The organism is Companilactobacillus keshanensis (assembly GCF_003946205.1).
Classification (GTDB): Bacteria; Bacillota; Bacilli; order Lactobacillales; family Lactobacillaceae; genus Companilactobacillus; species Companilactobacillus keshanensis.
Window position 1 is genome coordinate 16,481 of record NZ_RHOS01000003.1, and the last position, 18,419, is coordinate 34,899.

General features: G+C 34.9%; 17 protein-coding genes and 3 tRNA genes. 18 read left to right on the plus strand and 2 right to left on the minus strand.

From position 1 onward, the window contains the following. Positions 1–12 precede the first annotated feature (12 nt). From EKM64_RS02515 to EKM64_RS02535, 5 genes are all read left to right on the plus strand, one after another. On the plus strand, positions 13–1,488 hold the full coding sequence (locus EKM64_RS02515; RefSeq protein ID WP_125675275.1) for a peptide MFS transporter: 1,476 nt from the start codon (positions 13–15) through the stop codon (positions 1,486–1,488). Between the two features lie 251 nt (positions 1,489–1,739). Beyond that, positions 1,740–1,822 (plus strand) — tRNA-Tyr (locus tag EKM64_RS02520). A gap of 5 nt (positions 1,823–1,827) precedes the next feature. Continuing rightward, positions 1,828–1,899: transfer RNA gene (locus tag EKM64_RS02525), tRNA-Gln, on the plus strand. Between the two features lie 92 nt (positions 1,900–1,991). Then, positions 1,992–2,693: a GntR family transcriptional regulator gene (locus EKM64_RS02530; protein ID WP_125675277.1), complete on the plus strand. Its 702-nt coding sequence runs from the start codon at positions 1,992–1,994 to the stop codon at positions 2,691–2,693. Positions 2,694–2,806: 113 nt separating this feature from the next. Further along, positions 2,807–4,162 (plus strand): O-antigen ligase family protein, encoded by a 1,356-nt coding sequence (locus tag EKM64_RS02535; RefSeq protein WP_377769941.1) that lies wholly within the window; start codon positions 2,807–2,809, stop codon positions 4,160–4,162. Between the two features lie 37 nt (positions 4,163–4,199). On the opposite strand, the gene EKM64_RS02540 is transcribed toward EKM64_RS02535, so the two are convergent. Continuing rightward, positions 4,200–4,928, minus strand: coding sequence for a WecB/TagA/CpsF family glycosyltransferase (locus tag EKM64_RS02540; RefSeq protein WP_125675281.1), 729 nt, complete (start codon positions 4,926–4,928; stop codon positions 4,200–4,202). 99 nt (positions 4,929–5,027) lie between these two features. On the opposite strand from EKM64_RS02540, the gene EKM64_RS02545 reads away from it, so the two are divergent. The 12 genes from EKM64_RS02545 to EKM64_RS02600 all read left to right on the plus strand — a co-directional run bounded on the left by EKM64_RS02545 (position 5,028) and on the right by EKM64_RS02600 (position 16,413). Then, complete coding sequence (locus tag EKM64_RS02545) at positions 5,028–6,095, plus strand: glycosyltransferase (RefSeq protein WP_125675283.1); 1,068 nt, start codon at positions 5,028–5,030, stop codon at positions 6,093–6,095. 48 nt (positions 6,096–6,143) lie between these two features. Further along, positions 6,144–7,616 carry a nicotinate phosphoribosyltransferase gene (locus EKM64_RS02550; protein WP_125675285.1) on the plus strand — a complete coding sequence of 491 codons (1,473 nt, stop codon included), beginning with the start codon at positions 6,144–6,146 and terminating at the stop codon, positions 7,614–7,616. Positions 7,617–7,619: 3 nt separating this feature from the next. Beyond that, entirely contained in the window at positions 7,620–8,435 is an 816-nt protein-coding gene (nadE, locus tag EKM64_RS02555; RefSeq protein ID WP_125675287.1) for an ammonia-dependent NAD(+) synthetase, read from the plus strand. A gap of 109 nt (positions 8,436–8,544) precedes the next feature. Next, positions 8,545–9,729, plus strand: coding sequence for an aminotransferase class I/II-fold pyridoxal phosphate-dependent enzyme (locus EKM64_RS02560; RefSeq protein ID WP_125675289.1), 1,185 nt, complete (start codon positions 8,545–8,547; stop codon positions 9,727–9,729). A gap of 210 nt (positions 9,730–9,939) precedes the next feature. After that, positions 9,940–11,214, plus strand: a complete 1,275-nt coding sequence (locus EKM64_RS02565; protein ID WP_225420933.1) for a hypothetical protein — start codon at positions 9,940–9,942, stop codon at positions 11,212–11,214. Continuing rightward, entirely contained in the window at positions 11,202–12,155 is a 954-nt protein-coding gene (locus EKM64_RS02570) for a glycosyltransferase family 2 protein (RefSeq protein WP_125675293.1), read from the plus strand. The genes EKM64_RS02565 and EKM64_RS02570 overlap by 13 nt, the downstream gene beginning before the upstream one ends. Before the next feature lie 11 nt (positions 12,156–12,166). Then, on the plus strand, positions 12,167–12,598 hold the full coding sequence (locus EKM64_RS02575) for a hypothetical protein (RefSeq protein WP_125675295.1): 432 nt from the start codon (positions 12,167–12,169) through the stop codon (positions 12,596–12,598). Beyond that, on the plus strand, positions 12,598–13,068 hold the full coding sequence (locus EKM64_RS02580; protein ID WP_125675297.1) for a SprT family protein: 471 nt from the start codon (positions 12,598–12,600) through the stop codon (positions 13,066–13,068). The genes EKM64_RS02575 and EKM64_RS02580 overlap by 1 nt, the downstream gene beginning before the upstream one ends. A gap of 36 nt (positions 13,069–13,104) precedes the next feature. After that, positions 13,105–13,190, plus strand: a tRNA-Leu gene (locus EKM64_RS02585). A 180-nt stretch (positions 13,191–13,370) separates the two neighbouring features. Next, the gene (locus EKM64_RS02590; protein ID WP_125675299.1) at positions 13,371–13,877 is read left to right on the plus strand and encodes an SLAP domain-containing protein; all 507 of its coding nucleotides are present in this window, start codon (positions 13,371–13,373) and stop codon (positions 13,875–13,877) included. 304 nt (positions 13,878–14,181) lie between these two features. Then, positions 14,182–15,834 carry an aryl-sulfate sulfotransferase gene (locus EKM64_RS02595; protein ID WP_125675302.1) on the plus strand — a complete coding sequence of 551 codons (1,653 nt, stop codon included), beginning with the start codon at positions 14,182–14,184 and terminating at the stop codon, positions 15,832–15,834. Between the two features lie 303 nt (positions 15,835–16,137). Beyond that, positions 16,138–16,413: a helix-turn-helix domain-containing protein gene (locus tag EKM64_RS02600; RefSeq protein WP_125675304.1), complete on the plus strand. Its 276-nt coding sequence runs from the start codon at positions 16,138–16,140 to the stop codon at positions 16,411–16,413. A 29-nt stretch (positions 16,414–16,442) separates the two neighbouring features. Here the strand turns inward: EKM64_RS02600 and EKM64_RS02605 are convergent, their stop codons facing one another. After that, positions 16,443–17,843 carry a DUF6056 family protein gene (locus tag EKM64_RS02605; protein WP_125675306.1) on the minus strand — a complete coding sequence of 467 codons (1,401 nt, stop codon included), beginning with the start codon at positions 17,841–17,843 and terminating at the stop codon, positions 16,443–16,445. A 172-nt stretch (positions 17,844–18,015) separates the two neighbouring features. Between EKM64_RS02605 and rbsD the strand changes: the two genes are divergently transcribed. Continuing rightward, a complete protein-coding gene (gene rbsD / locus EKM64_RS02610) occupies positions 18,016–18,411 on the plus strand; it encodes a D-ribose pyranase (protein ID WP_125675307.1) in 396 nt (131 codons plus the stop codon). Positions 18,412–18,419: the final 8 nt, after the last annotated feature.

Here is an 18,419-nt window from a genome sequence, read left to right on the forward strand (position 1 = left end):
AGGAGAATTTTAATGGAAGAAAAGAAGAATCGAGGTTTCTTCGGACAACCTCTTGGCTTGAGAACGCTATTCCTTACTGAATTCTGGGAGAGATTCAGTTACTATGGTATGCGTGCTATCTTGCTGTTCTATATGTACTATGCAATAGATAAGGGTGGACTTGGTATGAATCAAGTCACAGCCGCATCTGTTATGTCAATCTATGGTTCACTTGTCTACATGTCTAGTGTTGTAGGTGGAATTATAAGTGATAGATTTATGGGACCTAGAAAGACTGTATTCTGGGGTGGTGTCTTGATCATGTTTGGTCACATCGCCTTATCACTACCACTTGGTCAAACAGGACTATTTGTTTCTATTGGTCTTATTACTATTGGTACCGGTCTATTGAAGCCAAACGTATCCGAAATGGTTGGTGGATTATATACCGAAGAAGATACTCGTCGTGATGCTGGTTTCAGTATTTTCGTTATGGGTATTAACCTTGGTTCATTGATTGCACCACAAGCAGTTAACTCAATGTGGCACCACTTCAGTTTCCACGCTGGATTCTCATTGGCTGCTATCGGTATGTTCTTTGGACTTATCGTTTATTGGTTTGATGGTCGTAAGTATCTACCTAAAGAAAGCTTCCAAGCTCCAGATCCACTTTCAGGATCTGAACGTACTAAGTTCATCAGAAGAGCTCTTTATGTAATTGCTGCCATCGCTATCGTAGTTATTATTATGGCATTTACAAATTCATTAACAGTCAATAACTTTATCAATATCCTTAGTGCTTTAGGTATTGCATTACCAGTTGGTTACTTCATCGTAATGCTTACAAGTAAGAAGGTTACGAAAGTGGAGCGATCACGTGTTATTGCCTATATCCCATTATTCATTGCCGCAGCTATTTTCTGGGCAATTGAAGAACAAGGTTCAGTTGTTTTAGCATTATTTGCCGCAGAACAAACAAACTTGAACTTTGCTGGATTAAATCTTTCAGCTCCACAATTCCAGATGCTTAACCCATTCTTTATCATTATTTACTCACCATTGTTTGCTTGGCTATGGTTGAAGTTAGGTAAGAGACAACCATCGTCACCTTCTAAGTTCTGGATGGGACTTGTATTTACAGCTGTTTCATACTTTGTTCTTATCATTCCTTTGATGGGACTAAGCTCAAACGGTAAAGTTAACCCACTTTGGTTAGTATTAAGTTGGGGAATCATTGAAATTGGTGAAATGTTAGTTTCACCAGTTGGATTATCAGCTACAACAAAATTAGCACCAAAAGCATTCGCATCTCAAATGATGGGTATGTGGTTCTTAGCAGATTCAGCCGGACAAGCTGCTAATGCACAATTAGTTAAGTTCTTTGTACCTGGAGATCCTGCTAACGAAATGATGTTCTTTGGTATCACAGGTGTCGTAACATTAATTGCCGGAATTATTTTGGCATTGTTAGTGCCTAAGATCAAACCATTGATGCAAGGTGTTAACTAAAATTATTGATTATTTTGAAGTCGTGTCTACTTATATAGTAGGAACGGCTTTTTTTTGCCGCCAGCAGGTGTGCGGGGATCAACCCGCAATGGGACCGGCTTCAGCCATGGTCTGAAGCCTCGATTTTGAGTAATGGAACTGGTTCAGTAACAGTTGGAATCACTCCAACGACTATTTCTATTAAAAAAGTCATTTCACTACTTGAAAAGCAGACCAATTTTCGGTAATATTATTAAGTCGAGTAATGACATGGAGGGGTAGCGAAGTCTGGCTAAACGCGGCGGACTGTAAATCCGCTCCTTCGGGTTCGGTGGTTCGAATCCACTCCCCTCCATTAATTGGGTTATAGCCAAGCGGTAAGGCAATGGACTTTGACTCCATCATGCGCTGGTTCGAATCCAGCTAACCCAATCCTTAAAAGGACCGATTTTATCGGTCCTTTTTTTAATCTAGACCAATTTTACTGTATAATGAAGAAAATCCATTGAGGGGGAGTTCTTACCATGAAGGTACCAGTGTATATTCAAATACATAATCGCATCAGAAAAGAAATTGAATTAGGCAAGTGGACTGTAGGGGAACGAATTCCTTCAGAAAGACAGCTAGCTGAGGATTTTAGTGTCAGCCGTATGACATTGCGTCAGGCAATTCAAACGCTTGTAGACGAAGGAATATTGCAAAGACAGGTAGGTTCGGGAACCTATGTAGCTAGTAGTAAAGTTCAAGAAAAAATGTCCGGTACAACTAGTTTTACAGAAATCACTGAAGGACAAGGCAAAAAACCATCTAGTAAGACGGTTTCTTATCATACGGCTGATCCTTCAATGAGTGAAATTGAAAAATTAAAATTGTCTGATGATGAACAAGTTCTTAGAATGGAACGAATTCGTTATGCTGATAAACAACCGATCTGTTTTGAAGTAACAACGATTCCAATCAAAATTGTTGATAATTTGGGCAAAGATGATATAACGTCATCATTGTATAAAGCACTCGAAGATAAGGCAGGATTGAAATTAGGCAGTGCTAGTCAAACGGTATCTGCTATGCTTGCATCTGAGAAAATCGCTACTTTATTGAATGTTAAACGCGGTTCAGCAATTTTAAGACTAAGGCAGATTACGACCCTTGATGACGGAACGCCCTTTGAATATGTGCGTTCACAATATGCTGGGGATCGTTTTGAATTTTATCTTGAAAGATAGTACCAATCGTTTTTTTAGTTAAGGAATTGGGGTACTATATAAATAACGTTTTTTAAATATTCAGCTGGGAGTTAATTATGCAAAGCTTTGTAAAGAAATATAGTATCTTTTTGATGCTATATATTATTTTTCAGCCCCTTTTAGATGCACTTACTGGGGGAATGCTCAGAATGAACATGGACGTAACTTTCGGTATTTTTGTTCGAATGATCGTCATGGTTTTGACAGCATTTTATATATTAGTTTATCTGATTTTAAATCGAAACAATAAAAAAGGATTCTTCATTATTGGCTACTTTGTGTTGCTTATTTTAATGGCAATAATAAGTTTAGCTGTTAATTATAAGTCTAAGGAATTATTTGTACCATCACTTGAAATAACTACGCTCGCTAAGAGTTTTTATTATCCAGTAATGTTGTTGGCTTATCTTTATGCATTTGAAGAATTGGCAGAAGATAGAATTATCAATCGTTTCTTTCCTAAAGTGATTTTCTATGCTGTCAATATTATCAGTGCTATCATGTTGATTGCTCATTTTACAAACACGAGTTTTAGTTCATATTCATACTATAAACTTGGAGAAAGTGGCTGGTTTTTCGCTGCTAATGAGTTGAGTGCGATTGTTTCTATAACATTTCCAATTATGATTTGGTATGCTCTAAAGAAATTAAATACAGGAACAAGAATTTATTACTGGATCTCAATTGTTTTAGCTATTTATTCAGTTCTGTTGATCGGAACTAAAGGCTCATTCTTATCGATCGTAGCTGGAACCGGTTTTGGACTGATCGTAGCTATTGTACAATGGTTTAGAGCACGTGATAAAAAGCTTATTACTGGAATAGTAGTCTTGTTGGCTTTAACTATTGGTGGTATAGCCATTTCGTATCCAGCTATGGCGGTTTCTAGAACCGCTGAACTACATACTGAAATGATCCATTATAAGAAGAAGCAGGCTAAGACCAAGAAGGGCTTAGATAAAGATCAAAAAAAGTATGTTGAGACAAACAAAACCGTTTCTTATCTATTAAGTGGACGAACAATTTACTTTGAAAATGCTTCTCATAATTTTGCTAAAGCAAACGTTGCCCAAAAATTATTTGGAATGGGCTATGCTACAAGCTTTAAGAAAGTTAAAGATGCTAAATTGGTTGAGATGGATTACATTGATATCTTGTTCCAATTTGGATATATAGGGGCTATCGTCTACCTAGCACCATTGATCTATAGTTTTATTTACTTAATTGGCACTTTCTTTAGAAAGTTCAAGTATATGTGGTCATTCAAATGGTCTATGTTAGTAGCCAGTGTAATTTTAGGTTATGGTATGGCACTTTTAACTGGACATGTTATCGAAGCACCATCTGTAAGCATTTACTTTGTTTCGGTCCTTGCGTATGCAATGTTTAATGCACGACTATTGATTAGAACTAATGAAGATCCTTATACGATCGATGTTGAAGATTAAAAAAGTCGCTATCCATTTTATTGGATTAGCGACTTTTTTAATCTTTATTTTGACGTTCTTTTTTGATCAAATGCATGTATTTAGGAATTGCCATCATTCGATTAATTCTAGTAGGTTCTTTAACTAAACGATAGAACCATTCCATGCCAATTTTTTGAATAACTTTTGGAGCACGTTTTTTTGTACCAGAGAAGACGTCAAAACTTCCACCAACACCAATCCAAATTGCCGGATTGAGTTTTTTATAATTGTTGATGAAATATTCTTGTTTAGGAGATCCTAAAGCAACAAAAACGATATTTGGCTTCTTGTCGACGATATCATTAACGATAGTCTGTTCATCTTTAAAATATCCATCATGATAGCCAACTAGATCGATATCTTTAAATTCATTCTTGATACGATTCACACTTGCTTCAATAACATCTGGTTTTGAACCAAGGAGGTAAACTTTTGATCCGCGTTTATTAGCAGTTTTCATTAGAAACATTAATGTATCAAAACCAGTTATCCGGCCATGCATTGGTGTGCCAAGTGAATTGGCTCCTTTAATGATACCAATGCCATCTGGAATAACATAATCAGCATCATTAACGATTTTAGAAAATTTTGAATTTTCTCGAGCCGATAAAACGATCTCTGGATTAGGCGTTACGATAAAACGATTACTTTTGACATCTAAATCATCAATCAAATATTTATGAAATTGTTTCTCGGTAAAATTATCAAACTTAGTTCCGAGGATATCTATTCTATTTTTGCGCATGTAGTTCTCCTTTTTACGGTATTACTTTGTTAAAAAGTTCTCAGTGGGTGTACTTCATGCTATCATTATACACGAGAAATTAATTTGAGAGGTGTCTTGATGAGGGTTTTACATTTAAATGCTGGTAACGAAGACGGTGGAGCAAGAACCTATATTGTTAATCTAATGAAGGGTCAAAAGTTGATAAAAACTGAATCTAGTCTATTAACTTTTGAAGATGGTCCTGTAGCAAAAATGGCTCGTGAAAATGGGTTGAACGTTGCGGTTATGCCCCAAAAACAGAGATTTGATCTGTCCATATTAAAACCTCTAGTTGCTTATATTGAAAATAATCATATTGATGTCGTCCATACACATGGCCCCAGAACCAATTTTATTATGTCTTTGATTTACAAAAAGATCAAAGCAAAGTGGGTCATTACTGTTCATTCTGATCCTAGGATAGATTTTTCAGGGCTGAAGGGTAAGGTTATGCTTAATCTTAATCTCCATGCGCTGAAACGTGCTGACTTATTGTTCTATATGAATCCTAGTTTGTTGTCTTATTTTGAATCATTAGGTATAAATTCAGATAAGACTTTGGAAGTATTTAATGCAATCGATTTTCGCGATGAGCAACCATTACCAAAGAAACATTCAACTTTTAGTTTGGTGGAAATTGCTAGATTAGTTGAAGTTAAGAATCATGAATTGTTGCTGAATGCTTTAAGCAAAGTTAAATTTAATTATCATCTAACACTCGTTGGTGATGGACCGTTAATGGATAAATTACGTCAAATGACACATGATCTTGGTATCTCAGAGAATGTAGAGTTCGTTGGTTTCAAAGAAAACACTGGTGATTATTATGAAGGCTGCGATGTATCAGTTTTAACATCTAAATCAGAGAGTTTGCCAACTGTTTATTTAGAGTCGGCAGTCTATGGACGTCCAGTTATTGCAACAAATGTTGGTGCCACCGACAAATTGATCAATCAAGATACTGGTTGGTTAGTTGATTCAGAAAATGAAGAACAGTTATTGATAGCTTTAAATGATGCATATTTAAGTTGGAAAGAAAACAACCTAAATCAAAAGGGGTTAGCACTCTACCAGCTAGTCAGAGATAACTATTCAATTGACAACTTGGCTAATGCCGTGAATAAAGGTTATATTAACCTTTATTAGTAAATCGTGGTAAAATGAATACCATAATTTCATCTATGAGGAGAAACGATGACTAAATATCAAGACGAACATTTAACGTTGCATACTGATTATTATGAATTAAATATGATGTATACCTATTGGAAAAAGGGGCTTCATAATCGTAATGCAGTTTTTGAATGTTATTTCAGAACTTTGCCATTCGACAACGGATTTGCAATTTTCGCTGGTCTAGAACATGTGGTGGATTATCTAGAGAACCTTAAATTTGACGACTCAGATATCGAATATTTACGTGAGTTTGGGGAGTTTGACGAAGGCTTTCTATCTTGGTTGAGAGACTTTACTTTCAGCTGTACGATCAGATCTTCTCAAGAAGGAGATATTGTCTTCAATGAAGAGCCAATTTTCCAAGTTGAAGGCCCATTGGCACAATGTCAGCTTATTGAAACAGCGGTTTTAAATATTATTAATTTTCAAACTCTGATCGCCACAAAATCTGCCAGGATCAAGACTGTCTGTGAAGATGATCCTGTCTTGGAATTTGGTTCACGTCGTGCCCAAGAAGTTGATGCTGCCCTTTGGGGTAGCCGTGCTTCATATATCGGAGGATTCGACGCTACAAGCAATGTATTGGCTGGTAAGCTATTTGGTATTCCAATTTCTGGTACACATGCGCATGCCTTAGTTCAAACATATCGTAATGAGTATGAGGCTTTTAAAGCCTATGCTGAAACACATCGTGATTGTGTATTTCTAGTTGATACATTTGATACTTTAAAGAGTGGCGTTCCTAGTGCCATTAAAGTTGCAAAAGAATTTGGCGATAAAATCAATTTTCAAGGTGTCAGAATTGATTCTGGTGACATGGCCTATATCTCTAAACGTGTTCGTGAAGAATTGGATGAGGCCGGGTTTACTGATGCTAAAATTTATGCATCAAATGATTTGGATGAAAAAACAATTTTAAACCTTAAAATGCAACATGCCAAAATTGACGTTTGGGGTATCGGAACTAAGAACATTACTGCGTTTGATCAACCAGCTTTAGGTGCGGTCTATAAGATGGTCAGCATTGAAGATGAACTTGGCAATATGATGGATACTTTGAAATTATCTAATAATGCTAGCAAAATTTCTACACCTGGTAAAAAACAGGTTTGGAGAATTACTAATAATAAAGAAAATAATAAATCAGAAGGGGATTATATCAGTCTCTTTGATGAAGATCCACGTGAACATAATTCAATTTATATGTTCAATTCACAATACACGTATATCAATAAGACAGTCGAAGATTTTCAAGCTAAACCATTGTTACAAGATATTTATGTAGATGGTAAGTTAGTTTATGATCTTCCGGCTGTACAAGAGATTCGTAAATATTGTGCTGATAATTTAGATTCACTTTGGGATGAGTATAAGCGTATTTTGAATCCACAAATTTATCCAGTTGATTTATCTTCTAAATTATACAGTCACAAGATGAGATATATTGAAAAAGTACGTAACGATATAAACAATATCAAAGTAGGTGAATAAGCAATGAGACCATTGCAAAAAGAAATAATTGAATATGAGAAGACTAAGCCTGTCATTGATGTTGATGAAGAGATCCGTAGATCGGTTGATTTTCTAAAAAATTATCTTCTTAAAAATAAGGGACTGAAAACATTAGTTTTAGGTATTTCCGGCGGTCAGGATTCCACATTGGCCGGAAGATTATCTGAAATAGCTGTAAGTGAACTACGTCAAGAAACAGAAACTGATTATAAATTCATTGCAGTTCGTTTGCCTTATGGTGAACAGGCCGACGAGTCGGATGCCATGCAAGCCATTGAATGGATGAAAGCTGATACAGTTGTTAGAGTAAATATTAAAGATAGTGTTGACGCAATGGTAAAGGCTGTTGAGGCTAATGGTATGAGTATCTCTGATTTTAACAAGGGTAATATTAAAGCTAGAACTAGGATGATTGCTCAATTTGCGATTGCTGGTGATAATAACGGCGTTGTGGTCGGAACAGATCACGCTGCTGAAAATATTACTGGCTTTTATACTAAATTTGGTGATGGCGCTGCAGACGTAACACCGTTATTTAGGTTGGATAAGCGTCAAGGCCGCGCTTTGCTAGAAAAATTAGTAGCCCCCAAGAACTTATATGAGAAGACACCAACAGCTGATCTTGAAGAAGATCGCCCTAGTCTACCTGATGAGAAGGCGCTAGGTGTTTCTTATACTGATATTGACAATTATCTTGAAGGAAAAGGAATTTCCAATGAGAGTGCAGAAATTATTGAAAATTGGTATAAAAAAACAGCGCATAAGCGCCGTCAACCATACACGGTTTTTGATATTTAAATAGTAGGACATTCCATTTGGAGTGTCCTTTTTTGAATGAAAATAAATTCATTTATGATAAACTGGACTTGTGAAATGATTATTTTAAATTGTAGAAGAGGTGTCTATTTTGAACAAAAATCCTATCACATTAATGAAACCAGAAGTTGTTGCCATGAAACAACAAGCTATTTTTGCCTTTAATGCAAGAGCTAAATCAATGGATCATGTAATCAATATGACGATTGGTGAACCGAACTTTCCTACACCTAAGCACATAAAAGAGGCCGCTATTAAGGCCATCAATGATAATCAAACTCACTATACGGTGCCTGAGGGTAATCACAAAGTATTAAAAGCAATATCTAATTATTTAAATAAAAAATATGATCTAGACTATGATCCTGAAAGCCAAATTATAACAACTGGTGGCGTTACGGAGGGTGTTTTTTCAACTTTCAATGCTATTTTACAACCTGGTGATGAAGTGTTGATCCCTTCACCTTCATTTACTATCTATGGTCCCGATGCAAAATTTAATAAAGCCAATCCAATCTATCTAGATACATCAAAAAGTAATTTTAAAGTTACGCCTGATGCTTTGAGAAGAGTCTTGGATGAGCATAAGAAAATAAAGATCTTTATGTTTAATTATCCAAGTAATCCGACTGGTGTTAGTTACACTGAAGATGAATTGAGGGCCTTAGCTAATATTTTAAAGGATTACGACATCTTTGTCTTATCCGATGAAATTTATAGTGAATTAGTTTATAACGGTAAGCATGTTGCATTTCCAAAACTATTGCCTGATCAGACTATCCTGTTAAACGGTTTGTCTAAATCACATGCTATGACAGGTTGGCGTTTTGGTATCGTCTGTGGACCTAAAGATATCATTGCTGAAATCAATAAAATCCATGAACTTGCTACTACTTCGATCAGCTCGATTTCTCAACAAGCTGCTTTAGAAGCATATACAAATGGATTCGATGACCCAATTTCTATGCGCGAGAAGTATCGTGAAAGAAGAGATGTGCTTTATGCAGGACTCAAAAAGATTGGATTCAATTGTCCGGTACCTGATGGAGCCTTCTACTTATTTGCCAAAATCCCTGAAAATATTAATCAAGATGATGTACAATTAGCTAATGATATTCTTGATGAAGAGTGCTTAGCTATTTTGCCTGGTAGCTTCTTTGGAGCTGGCGGTGAAGGATACCTAAGACTCAGCTATGCTGCAAGCATGGAGGATATTGAAGGTTGTCTAGCTAAGTTGGCCGATTATGCGAAAATGCATAGTCAAGCAACCGTCTAAACTTATTGAGGGAATTATATAGGGAATATGTTTGACAAATTTCAAAATTTTATTAGTAAATTTATTTTAATATGTGTAGCGCTATTAATGACGATAGTACTCGTTCAAGCGGGTATATTTTATAGTACGTTTCATATTGCAGAAGAACCAGTATTAAGTGTACTGGTTCTTCTTTGTGCTATTGTGTTAGTCATTTTGGTGGGCTATCTCTTGCTGAAATTAAAAGATAATCCTAAAACAAATCGAATAGTGTTAGTGGCGATGCTGGCAGTATTCTTTTTGGTAGGACTTTTCTGGCTGAAATTCACTCCCAATGAACAGTTGAGCGATTTTGCAACTTTTTGGGGAAAATCTCAGGATGCTTTGAAAGGACGAGCTATCTATAAAACTGATAATGACTATTTTGCTAAATGGGCTTATCAAACAGGCTATTTAACTTACGTAATGGGAATTATTAAGCTATTTGGAGCACATGTATTGGTATTACAGGTATTAAATGTCGTTTATCAAACTTTAACTTTATTGATTATTTATAAATTAGCAATAAAAGTATTTGATAATGTTAAAATTGCTCGTTCATCAGTATTTTTATTGATGATCGATCTGGACTGGTTTGCTATGAGTCCACAGAATAATAATTCATATCTTGGCACTTTATTATTTCTGATCTCGTTCTACCTATTGATGCATGATAAATATTGGCAGTATTTATTGGCCGGATTAACACTGGCTTTAGGAAACATTATTAGGCCGATTGGCCCAGTCGCAATTGCCGGAATAGTTGTTTTTGCACTTGTATATAAATTTTATGATAAGAAAATCAATTTTCAGAATATTTTAAAGTTAGCCACAACCTTTGTAGTTTATCTAGCTATCTTTAGTGCTTTTGGAATGGCAGTAAAAGCTAGTGGTTTAAATGAATACGGAATTTCGAATCGTGATTCTGAGTGGAAATTTGTGACGGGATTTGATTACAATACTAATGGTATCTATGATCAAAATGTTGTTGATTCGATTGATATGAATCAAAGCCGTAAGAAAGTCAGTAAGCAGGAATATAAAGTTATTCACGAAGAAATAAAGTATTTAAATGAAAATAATAAATGGGTCCCATTGTTCTGGAATAAGTTGGCGATTATGTGGGCCAACCGTTCGTCAGCAATTGATTTCGCTAATTTACAACAGAATCATTCACAAAAAGTTATCAGTGCAGTAAATTTAATCAGTTATCTTGGAACAGTTTTATTGGTGATCTTTGGATGGTTTGGTTCTTTGAGAATGTTCAAAATTGGTTATAATAAGAATATATTCCTGTTATTATTGCCGTTTATGGCATACGTTGCTGTACAATTGTTGATTGAAGTTCAAGGAAGATATCGAATTGAGTTCACACCTATCTGGGCTATCGTTTCTGGAGTTGGTTTGTACAGCATCTGTAATTGGATAAATTCAAAGTGGGGGAAGAAATCTAAGTGTTTAAGTTAAGCATTGTTGTACCTTGTTATAACGAAGAAGAAGTTTTACATGAAACTACTAAAGAGCTGAGTCAAATTCTTCAAGAGCTTGTTGATGATGAGAAGATTGCTTCCACAAGTAAAATAGTCTACGTTGATGATGGTAGTCGTGATAATACTTGGAAATTGATCGATCAATTTACAATTGATAATAAATTTGTTACAGGCGTTAAATTAAGTCGTAATTTTGGTCATCAGGGAGCATTGTTGGCAGGTGTTACGACAGCCTCAAAGGATTCTGACGCAGTGGTTACGATTGATGCTGATCTGCAGGATGATGTTCATGCAATTACTAAAATGGTTGATGAATATATCAAAGGAGCAGAGGTAGTTTATGGTGTCCGTAATAATCGTGATACTGATACGGCGTTTAAACGAAATACAGCTGAATTATTCTATAAATTTATGGGATTTTTGGGTGTAAACTTGATTCCTGATTCTGCTGATTTTCGTTTGATGAGTCAACGTGCCTGTGAAATACTATTAAGTTATCATGAAACTAATTTGTTTTTACGTGGAATAGTACCTTTGATCGGATTAAAGACCTCTAAGGTTTACTATGCCAGAAAAGAGCGCTTTGCGGGTGAATCTAAATATCCTCTACGTAAGATGCTTAAATTTGCCATGGATGGAATAACTTCATTTTCGATAGTTCCAATCAAAATGATTATGGGATTAGGATTCTTTATTGTATTTATCAGCATTTTCTTATTGATTTATACCTTAGTCCAAAAGAGTAATGGTCATGTAGTTTCTGGCTGGTCGTCCATGATGGTTTCCATCTGGGCACTAGGTGGAGTACAGTTGATTTGCATTAGTGTTATTGGCGAATACGTCGGTAAGATATTTAGTGAAGTTAAACAACGACCACGTTTTACAATTGAAAGAGATACGTATACTGAAGAAAAATAGAGGAATTACCTATGAATGCAGCACAAAAGAAAGCTATGTTATATAGCAATTTGATCAATAAAACAGTTCAAACAATTGATGAACAACAAGATACTTTGAATCCAGAGTTTGAAACATTACGTAAACATTTGGACCGCGACATTGTTGAAAGAATTGATGATGTTGAATATTCAAGAATCAGAAGAGACTTTGATAAAGGTACTAAAACATATCAAGATCTTTTAACAAAATTACAAAAGGGTAAGGCCCCTGCGCGTTTTATGGGAGCACATATTTCATTAGTTGCCGCTTTTAAAGATTATGTCGACGGTTGCGCCAAGATGACGGAAAGTATTGGTGAAGATAAAAAGGTCGATCGTCAAATGTTTAATGAAGCTGAAAAGCAACAAGATGAAGATATGGACAAGTTTTCTAAACAAATTCAAAAGTTGACTGAAATGTAATGACGGATCAAGAACTAACAGAACTAATCAAAAAGGTTTCCCAAGAATACTTTGGGAAACCTTTTGTTCATCGGGCTAATTTTAATAATCGTTTGAAGACTACTGGTGGAAGATTTCATTTGAACGATCGTCATATTGATATAAATCCACGTGTTTATCAAATTTATGGGATGCCTGAGCTCATTGGTGTGATCAAGCATGAATTGTGTCACTATCATTTATATAATGCAGGATTACCGGCTCAACATCGTAATAAAGAATTTAAATTATTACTCGAACAAGTTAGTGGATTGCGTTATGCTCCAAATTTGACCACTGGAAAAAGGAAACATAAGACGATTCACTTATATGAGTGTACTCGTTGTCATTTAAAGTATCAGAGAGTTCGTAAATTAGATACAAAACGCTATGTTTGTGGAAAATGCCATGGGAAATTGAAATTTATCAAAGATATTCAAATGTTATCTTGATAATTATTCTTTTTTTGTGTAACATGTTAATTGCATGCGGGTATGGCGGAACTGGCAGACGCGCAAGACTAAGGATCTTGTGGAGAGTTTTCTCCGTGGAAGTTCGAATCTTCTTACCCGCATCACTAAGGCTGAATGACGAAATCGTCATTTGGTCTTTTTTTGTGTCTAAAACGGCTGTTATATCAGCAAATTCAAAAATAAATTATTAAAAAATGAGCAATTGTTTTGTATTTGTTTAAACATCATGATTAAATGTACTCGATATTTAAGTTAGATATCGAAAGAAGGATTTGAGAAAAGTGAAAAGAAAAACTATTGTGATTTTAATGCTGACGGTTTTGCTGACTTTGAGCTTTTCTTCCCTGACTAACGTGGCAAAAGCCGAATCTGTGACTCAACCTGGTTATGATGCCGAAGTAACGAGTTCTACATCAGCAACTCTGTATAATTCATCCGGGGATGTTTTGAAATATGGACTAGCACATGGAAGTGATTGGAAAGTTGGAAGTACCTTAAATATCAATGGAACAGATTACTATGAAGTTTCAACCGGAGCATATTTGAGCAGCAAGGATAGTTATCTTTATCAAAATCGTCTAGAAATTATTCGAGATGATATGGATTCTAGTACACCGGTATATACATATAATTTTAAGCAAGTATCAGATGTAGCTTTGAAACCAGATACTTATTGGCTTTCTGATCGAATTATTTATTCCGGGTCTATTCCTTATGTCAGAGTGTCGACAGATGAGTTTGTATGTATGACAGATGTTACACAAGAAAGCTTTACTGAGTATTTGTAAAGCTTTATTCTAACCGTTATACAGATCTATCTGATTATGGATCTGTGAATTAAATTTCAAGTTTTGATCTCATTACTTGAATCATCAGGATAATTTTAAATTTGAATATAATAATAATTAAGTGTCCTCTAAATATGCAGATATGTATATTTAGAGGCTTTTTTTTAAGCCGTTTACATCAAAGGACTTTTTTAGCCAGCATAAATTCATAAAGTCTTCATAGAATATTGACGATATGCCAATATTATAAATTTATAATATTTATTAAATCGGGAAATAAAAACATTGAGAAATGAGGGTAAGAATGAAAAAGAAACTGCCAATTATAGCCGTATTATTGACTTGTTTTGTATTAGTTTTAGTTGCTTGTTCTAAGAGTAGTACAGGTGATAATGATATTTTATCTACAGAACAGATCAAGAAAAATATTGGTTCTAAATTGACCACTGCTAGAGAGGATGCTCAGAAATCTTTAACTAAAAAGTATCAAGAAAAAGTTAAGGATGCATCATATACGCTTGATAATCCATATATTAAATTAAATCCGTATAAGACATCACCATTGACCGCTTTAGTAATTTTTAAAACTGATCAAGCTGCCAAGATCACTTATACAGTTGAGGGTAAAAGTGATGATACCAGCGTAACTAATACTGTAAACGGTGGATATTCCAAGACACATCAAGTGCCAGTTGTGGGACTATACGCCAACTATAATAATACGGTCACTGTGACTGCTAAATATAAAGATGGAACAACGACTACCCAGACAATAAATATTAAAACGGGCTCACTGCCCAAGTACATTAAGAGTGCTAAAATAACTGTTTCTAAGAACAATAAAACTAAAATGGATATTGGTGACAATAAACTAACCATTATTAATAGAACTACTAAAGAACCATTTGCGATTGATGCTGATGGTGAAGTTAGATGGTATTCAACTAACTATTCACAACATACCATCGAGCAAATTTCTAACGGACATATGTTGATTCTGACTAAGAAAAAAGCTGATACATCTGTTTACAATGACTTGATAGAAACTGATGTTTTAGGACGAATCTATAAGGAATATAGTTTCAGTTCCGGAACTGAGTCAAATGATTCTGGCAATGCTAAAGATGAGACGACTGTGATTCATCATGATTTAGTAGAACTACCGAATCATGATTTGTTAGCAACAGTAAATGATGGATCGAAATATAAAGAAGATGTTATGGTTCAAATTTCTCATAAAACCGGTAAAGTTGTTAAAGTTATTGATTTGAAGAAAATTTTACCAAGTTCAATGTATAAGGAATATAAGGCCGGATCTGACAAGAAGGTCGATTGGTTCCATCAAAATGCCGTCGACTATGATAAATCTGATAATAGTATTATGATTTCTGGACGTAATCAGGACATGATAATTAAACTTGATTATAAGACTAATAAGATAATTTGGATTTATAGTGGTAAGGCCAAAGCAACTTGGCCGAAGAAATATCGTGACAAGATCCTTACACCGACACAAGGAACGACTATAACTGGTGGACAACATGGTCTTTATCTACTAAAACATGATGGTGATAGCGAAGATATTATTCTTTATGACAACAATATTGACGTAACTAATGGTGATAAAAAGACTTCAGGTAAGTATTCTCAGGCTGTTGAGTATCATATAGATACTAAGAAAATGACGATTGATCAGACTTGGGCCTATGGTAAGAGCCTAGGCAAGGCTAACTTTACAAGTATTATCGGTTATGCTGAACGTGAATCTAATGGTAATACACTCGTTGATTTTGGATTTAAGAGTGGTGGTCAAGAAAGTAATATCATTGAAGTGGACGCGGATGGCAATCAGGTCTTCAATGTAACAATTAAGAATGCATCCTCAAAAGCTTATGCATATCGTGCTTATAGAGTTCCGTTCTATTCAAGTAAGTATGTATTTGATGTTAATAAATAAAAAATGAACTGAGGATACGATCCCCAGTTCATTTTTTTAACATAGAATTATATCATAAAATAGTTCACAAAATAGTTCATATTCTCATGCAAAATTTTAATTAAATTGAAAAGATTATTAATAATGTTAGGTTCATAATAAAGTCAGTAAACGAAATATACATATAATTTTTATAAACATTGGATGCTAGTTCAAAAAACAATTTAAATGTTTTCTATGAATAGTGTAAAATTATAGTATTAGTTTATTTGGTAAAATCATTTATATAAATGTGGTTATTTGTTACTAAAGGGGACATGGATTATGAAAAGGGAAAATTTTGAAAGGTTGTTAGTTGAACATGCTAACGATCCTCAGGCCAAAATTGCATTTGAAATAGAAAAGGCTAAACTGGATATTTCTACTTTAGTGATAGAGGCTAGACGAGCAGCAGGGATAACTCAATCTGAATTAGCAGCCCGAGTCCAAGTTCCACAATCGACCGTTGCCAGAATCGAAAATTGTGAAAATACAAGTATTGATACTTTGAGTAAGGTCGCTTCAGCATTAGATAAAAAATTAATCATAAATTTTGCATAGAAAAAGCTATCCTATGAAGGATAGCTTTTTTATTTATTATTTTTTTCGTTGATCAATTTGACTTTATGTTGGATTTGTTTGTCGAATGATTTCATCAAATCATCACGATTACTAGTTTTGGCCTTAGCCTTACGCATGGCATCAGTCCAATCCCAATAGTTTATGGCAACAAATTTACGTTTAGGATGACGAACATATAAAGCATTGTAAACAGCATCATTTTCTACTGGAGCTGGTAGCCAAATATAATTAGTATCACGATATTGCAACATGTAATATGTATTACGCTTAACAGTATTCTGATAATTTGTATAATCGATCGATGTGCCAAAACTGTTTCCATAATCATGAGCCAAGTAATCCATTCTGATACCAAGTATCAAAAAGATAATGGTCATTAATGGTAACAAGATCTTCTCAAAACGATCGCCTATTATATCTAAATTGATTGCAATGATTGCCGCACAAAAGACAAAACTGGCAAACATACACCTAGAACCAAATGGTGAAACAACTAAGAATGGAGCAACTGCTACAGCTGCAAAAACAAGCAGGGTGTAGTTAGCAATTTTACGCTTTAAGTCTTTCAGGCGGTAGGTATATAGGACGACAGCAGCAATAAAAATAAAACCAGCAACAATAATTAAAGCTAGAAATTTTGGAGTATAAGTATTCCTCATATAACTGATGATTGTGTCGCCGGAATTTGAACCGGTGACGTGACGATAACTATCTGTACCAGTTAAAACTTTGATATAGGCACCATTGATGAACATCAAAATGGCACCGATGAAATTACCTAAGAGTATGTAGTTGAAAAGTCTCTTTGCGTCAGCGTAAAAATGCTTTCTGAAAAATAACCAGATAATAACACTGATAAAGCAATTTAAGAGTGTCATATGTTCAGCAAACATTTGTGTTGCGATTGAGGCAAGAAATGTTAAAAAGGTAATTGTTCTATAATAATGGACATCTTTTTTATCGTAGTTTTTTAGGAACAAATACAGTAGTAACAATGGGAAAATCACAGACGGAACATAGTTTGCGAATCCCGCATGCCAACCTAGTGTTTGTCTAAAAATAGATTTAGGTGCGATGATCATGAAGACGGCCATGATCGAGGCTGTAAATAAACCTATGAATTTAGGCTTAGACAGTTGATCGTGAATCTTTTGGACCATATACACGATTAAAGTGGAGAATAGTCCGTAAGCTACGAATGCAACAGGTTTTATCTTCGTCATAACGATGACTAATAAGTCACCTAGATAACGACCATCGTATGTAAGAAAGTGTCCTTCAGGGAAATAATTGTGTCCCCAATAGCTACCCCAATTTAGATCATCGCCAGTAAGTGGCATCCAAAATCCTATTAGACCAAAAACAATGAATAAAATAATATAGAAGCTTAATTTTGTTGTTCGTTTCATTTAAATGTATCCTTAATCTTTAATGTCTCTAATAAGAATAGCTTTTATCCTTAATTCAAGCAATAAATATTTCGACAAATTGGAGCGTACCAATTTGATGATATCTATTTACTATCAAAAATTATGATGTTAAAATATCTATGCAAACGATTACAGAAAAGGTGAGTATTTCATGAAAAAAACAAGAGTTATTAATTCTGATATTTCACGTGTTATCGCCCAAATGGGCCACTTTGACACTTTAAGTATTGGGGATGCCGGTATGCCGGTTCCTGAAGGAACTGAAAAGATAGATTTGGCGGTTGAAGCAGGATTGCCAAGTTTCATGCAAGTTCTTGAAAATGTTTTAAGCGAATTACAGGTCCAAAAGGTATATTTAGCCGAAGAAATGAAGCTGCAAAATCCTGAACAGCTTAAAGCAGTAAAAAATCTCATTGGTGATACACCAATCGAGTTTATTGCTCACAATCAGATGAAACAAAATTTGAATAATAATAAAGCTTTCATCCGTACTGGTGAGGAGACACCATATTCCAATATTATTTTGGAAAGTGGAGTTGTATTCTAACTACTGAG

Bases quoted from the DNA above. Each gene is read 5' to 3' on its own strand.
- EKM64_RS02515 (WP_125675275.1), top strand. From the start codon at position 13: ATGGAAGAAAAGAAGAATCGAGGTTTCTTCGGACAACCTCTTGGCTTG.
- EKM64_RS02530 (WP_125675277.1), top strand. From the start codon at position 1,992: ATGAAGGTACCAGTGTATATTCAAATACATAATCGCATCAGAAAAGAA.
- EKM64_RS02535 (WP_377769941.1), top strand. From the start codon at position 2,807: ATGCTATATATTATTTTTCAGCCCCTTTTAGATGCACTTACTGGGGGA.
- EKM64_RS02540 (WP_125675281.1), bottom strand. From the start codon at position 4,928: ATGCGCAAAAATAGAATAGATATCCTCGGAACTAAGTTTGATAATTTT.
- EKM64_RS02545 (WP_125675283.1), top strand. From the start codon at position 5,028: ATGAGGGTTTTACATTTAAATGCTGGTAACGAAGACGGTGGAGCAAGA.
- EKM64_RS02550 (WP_125675285.1), top strand. From the start codon at position 6,144: ATGACTAAATATCAAGACGAACATTTAACGTTGCATACTGATTATTAT.
- nadE (WP_125675287.1), top strand. From the start codon at position 7,620: ATGAGACCATTGCAAAAAGAAATAATTGAATATGAGAAGACTAAGCCT.
- EKM64_RS02575 (WP_125675295.1), top strand. From the start codon at position 12,167: ATGAATGCAGCACAAAAGAAAGCTATGTTATATAGCAATTTGATCAAT.
- EKM64_RS02580 (WP_125675297.1), top strand. From the start codon at position 12,598: ATGACGGATCAAGAACTAACAGAACTAATCAAAAAGGTTTCCCAAGAA.
- EKM64_RS02595 (WP_125675302.1), top strand. From the start codon at position 14,182: ATGAAAAAGAAACTGCCAATTATAGCCGTATTATTGACTTGTTTTGTA.
- EKM64_RS02600 (WP_125675304.1), top strand. From the start codon at position 16,138: ATGAAAAGGGAAAATTTTGAAAGGTTGTTAGTTGAACATGCTAACGAT.
- EKM64_RS02605 (WP_125675306.1), bottom strand. From the start codon at position 17,843: ATGAAACGAACAACAAAATTAAGCTTCTATATTATTTTATTCATTGTT.
- rbsD (WP_125675307.1), top strand. From the start codon at position 18,016: ATGAAAAAAACAAGAGTTATTAATTCTGATATTTCACGTGTTATCGCC.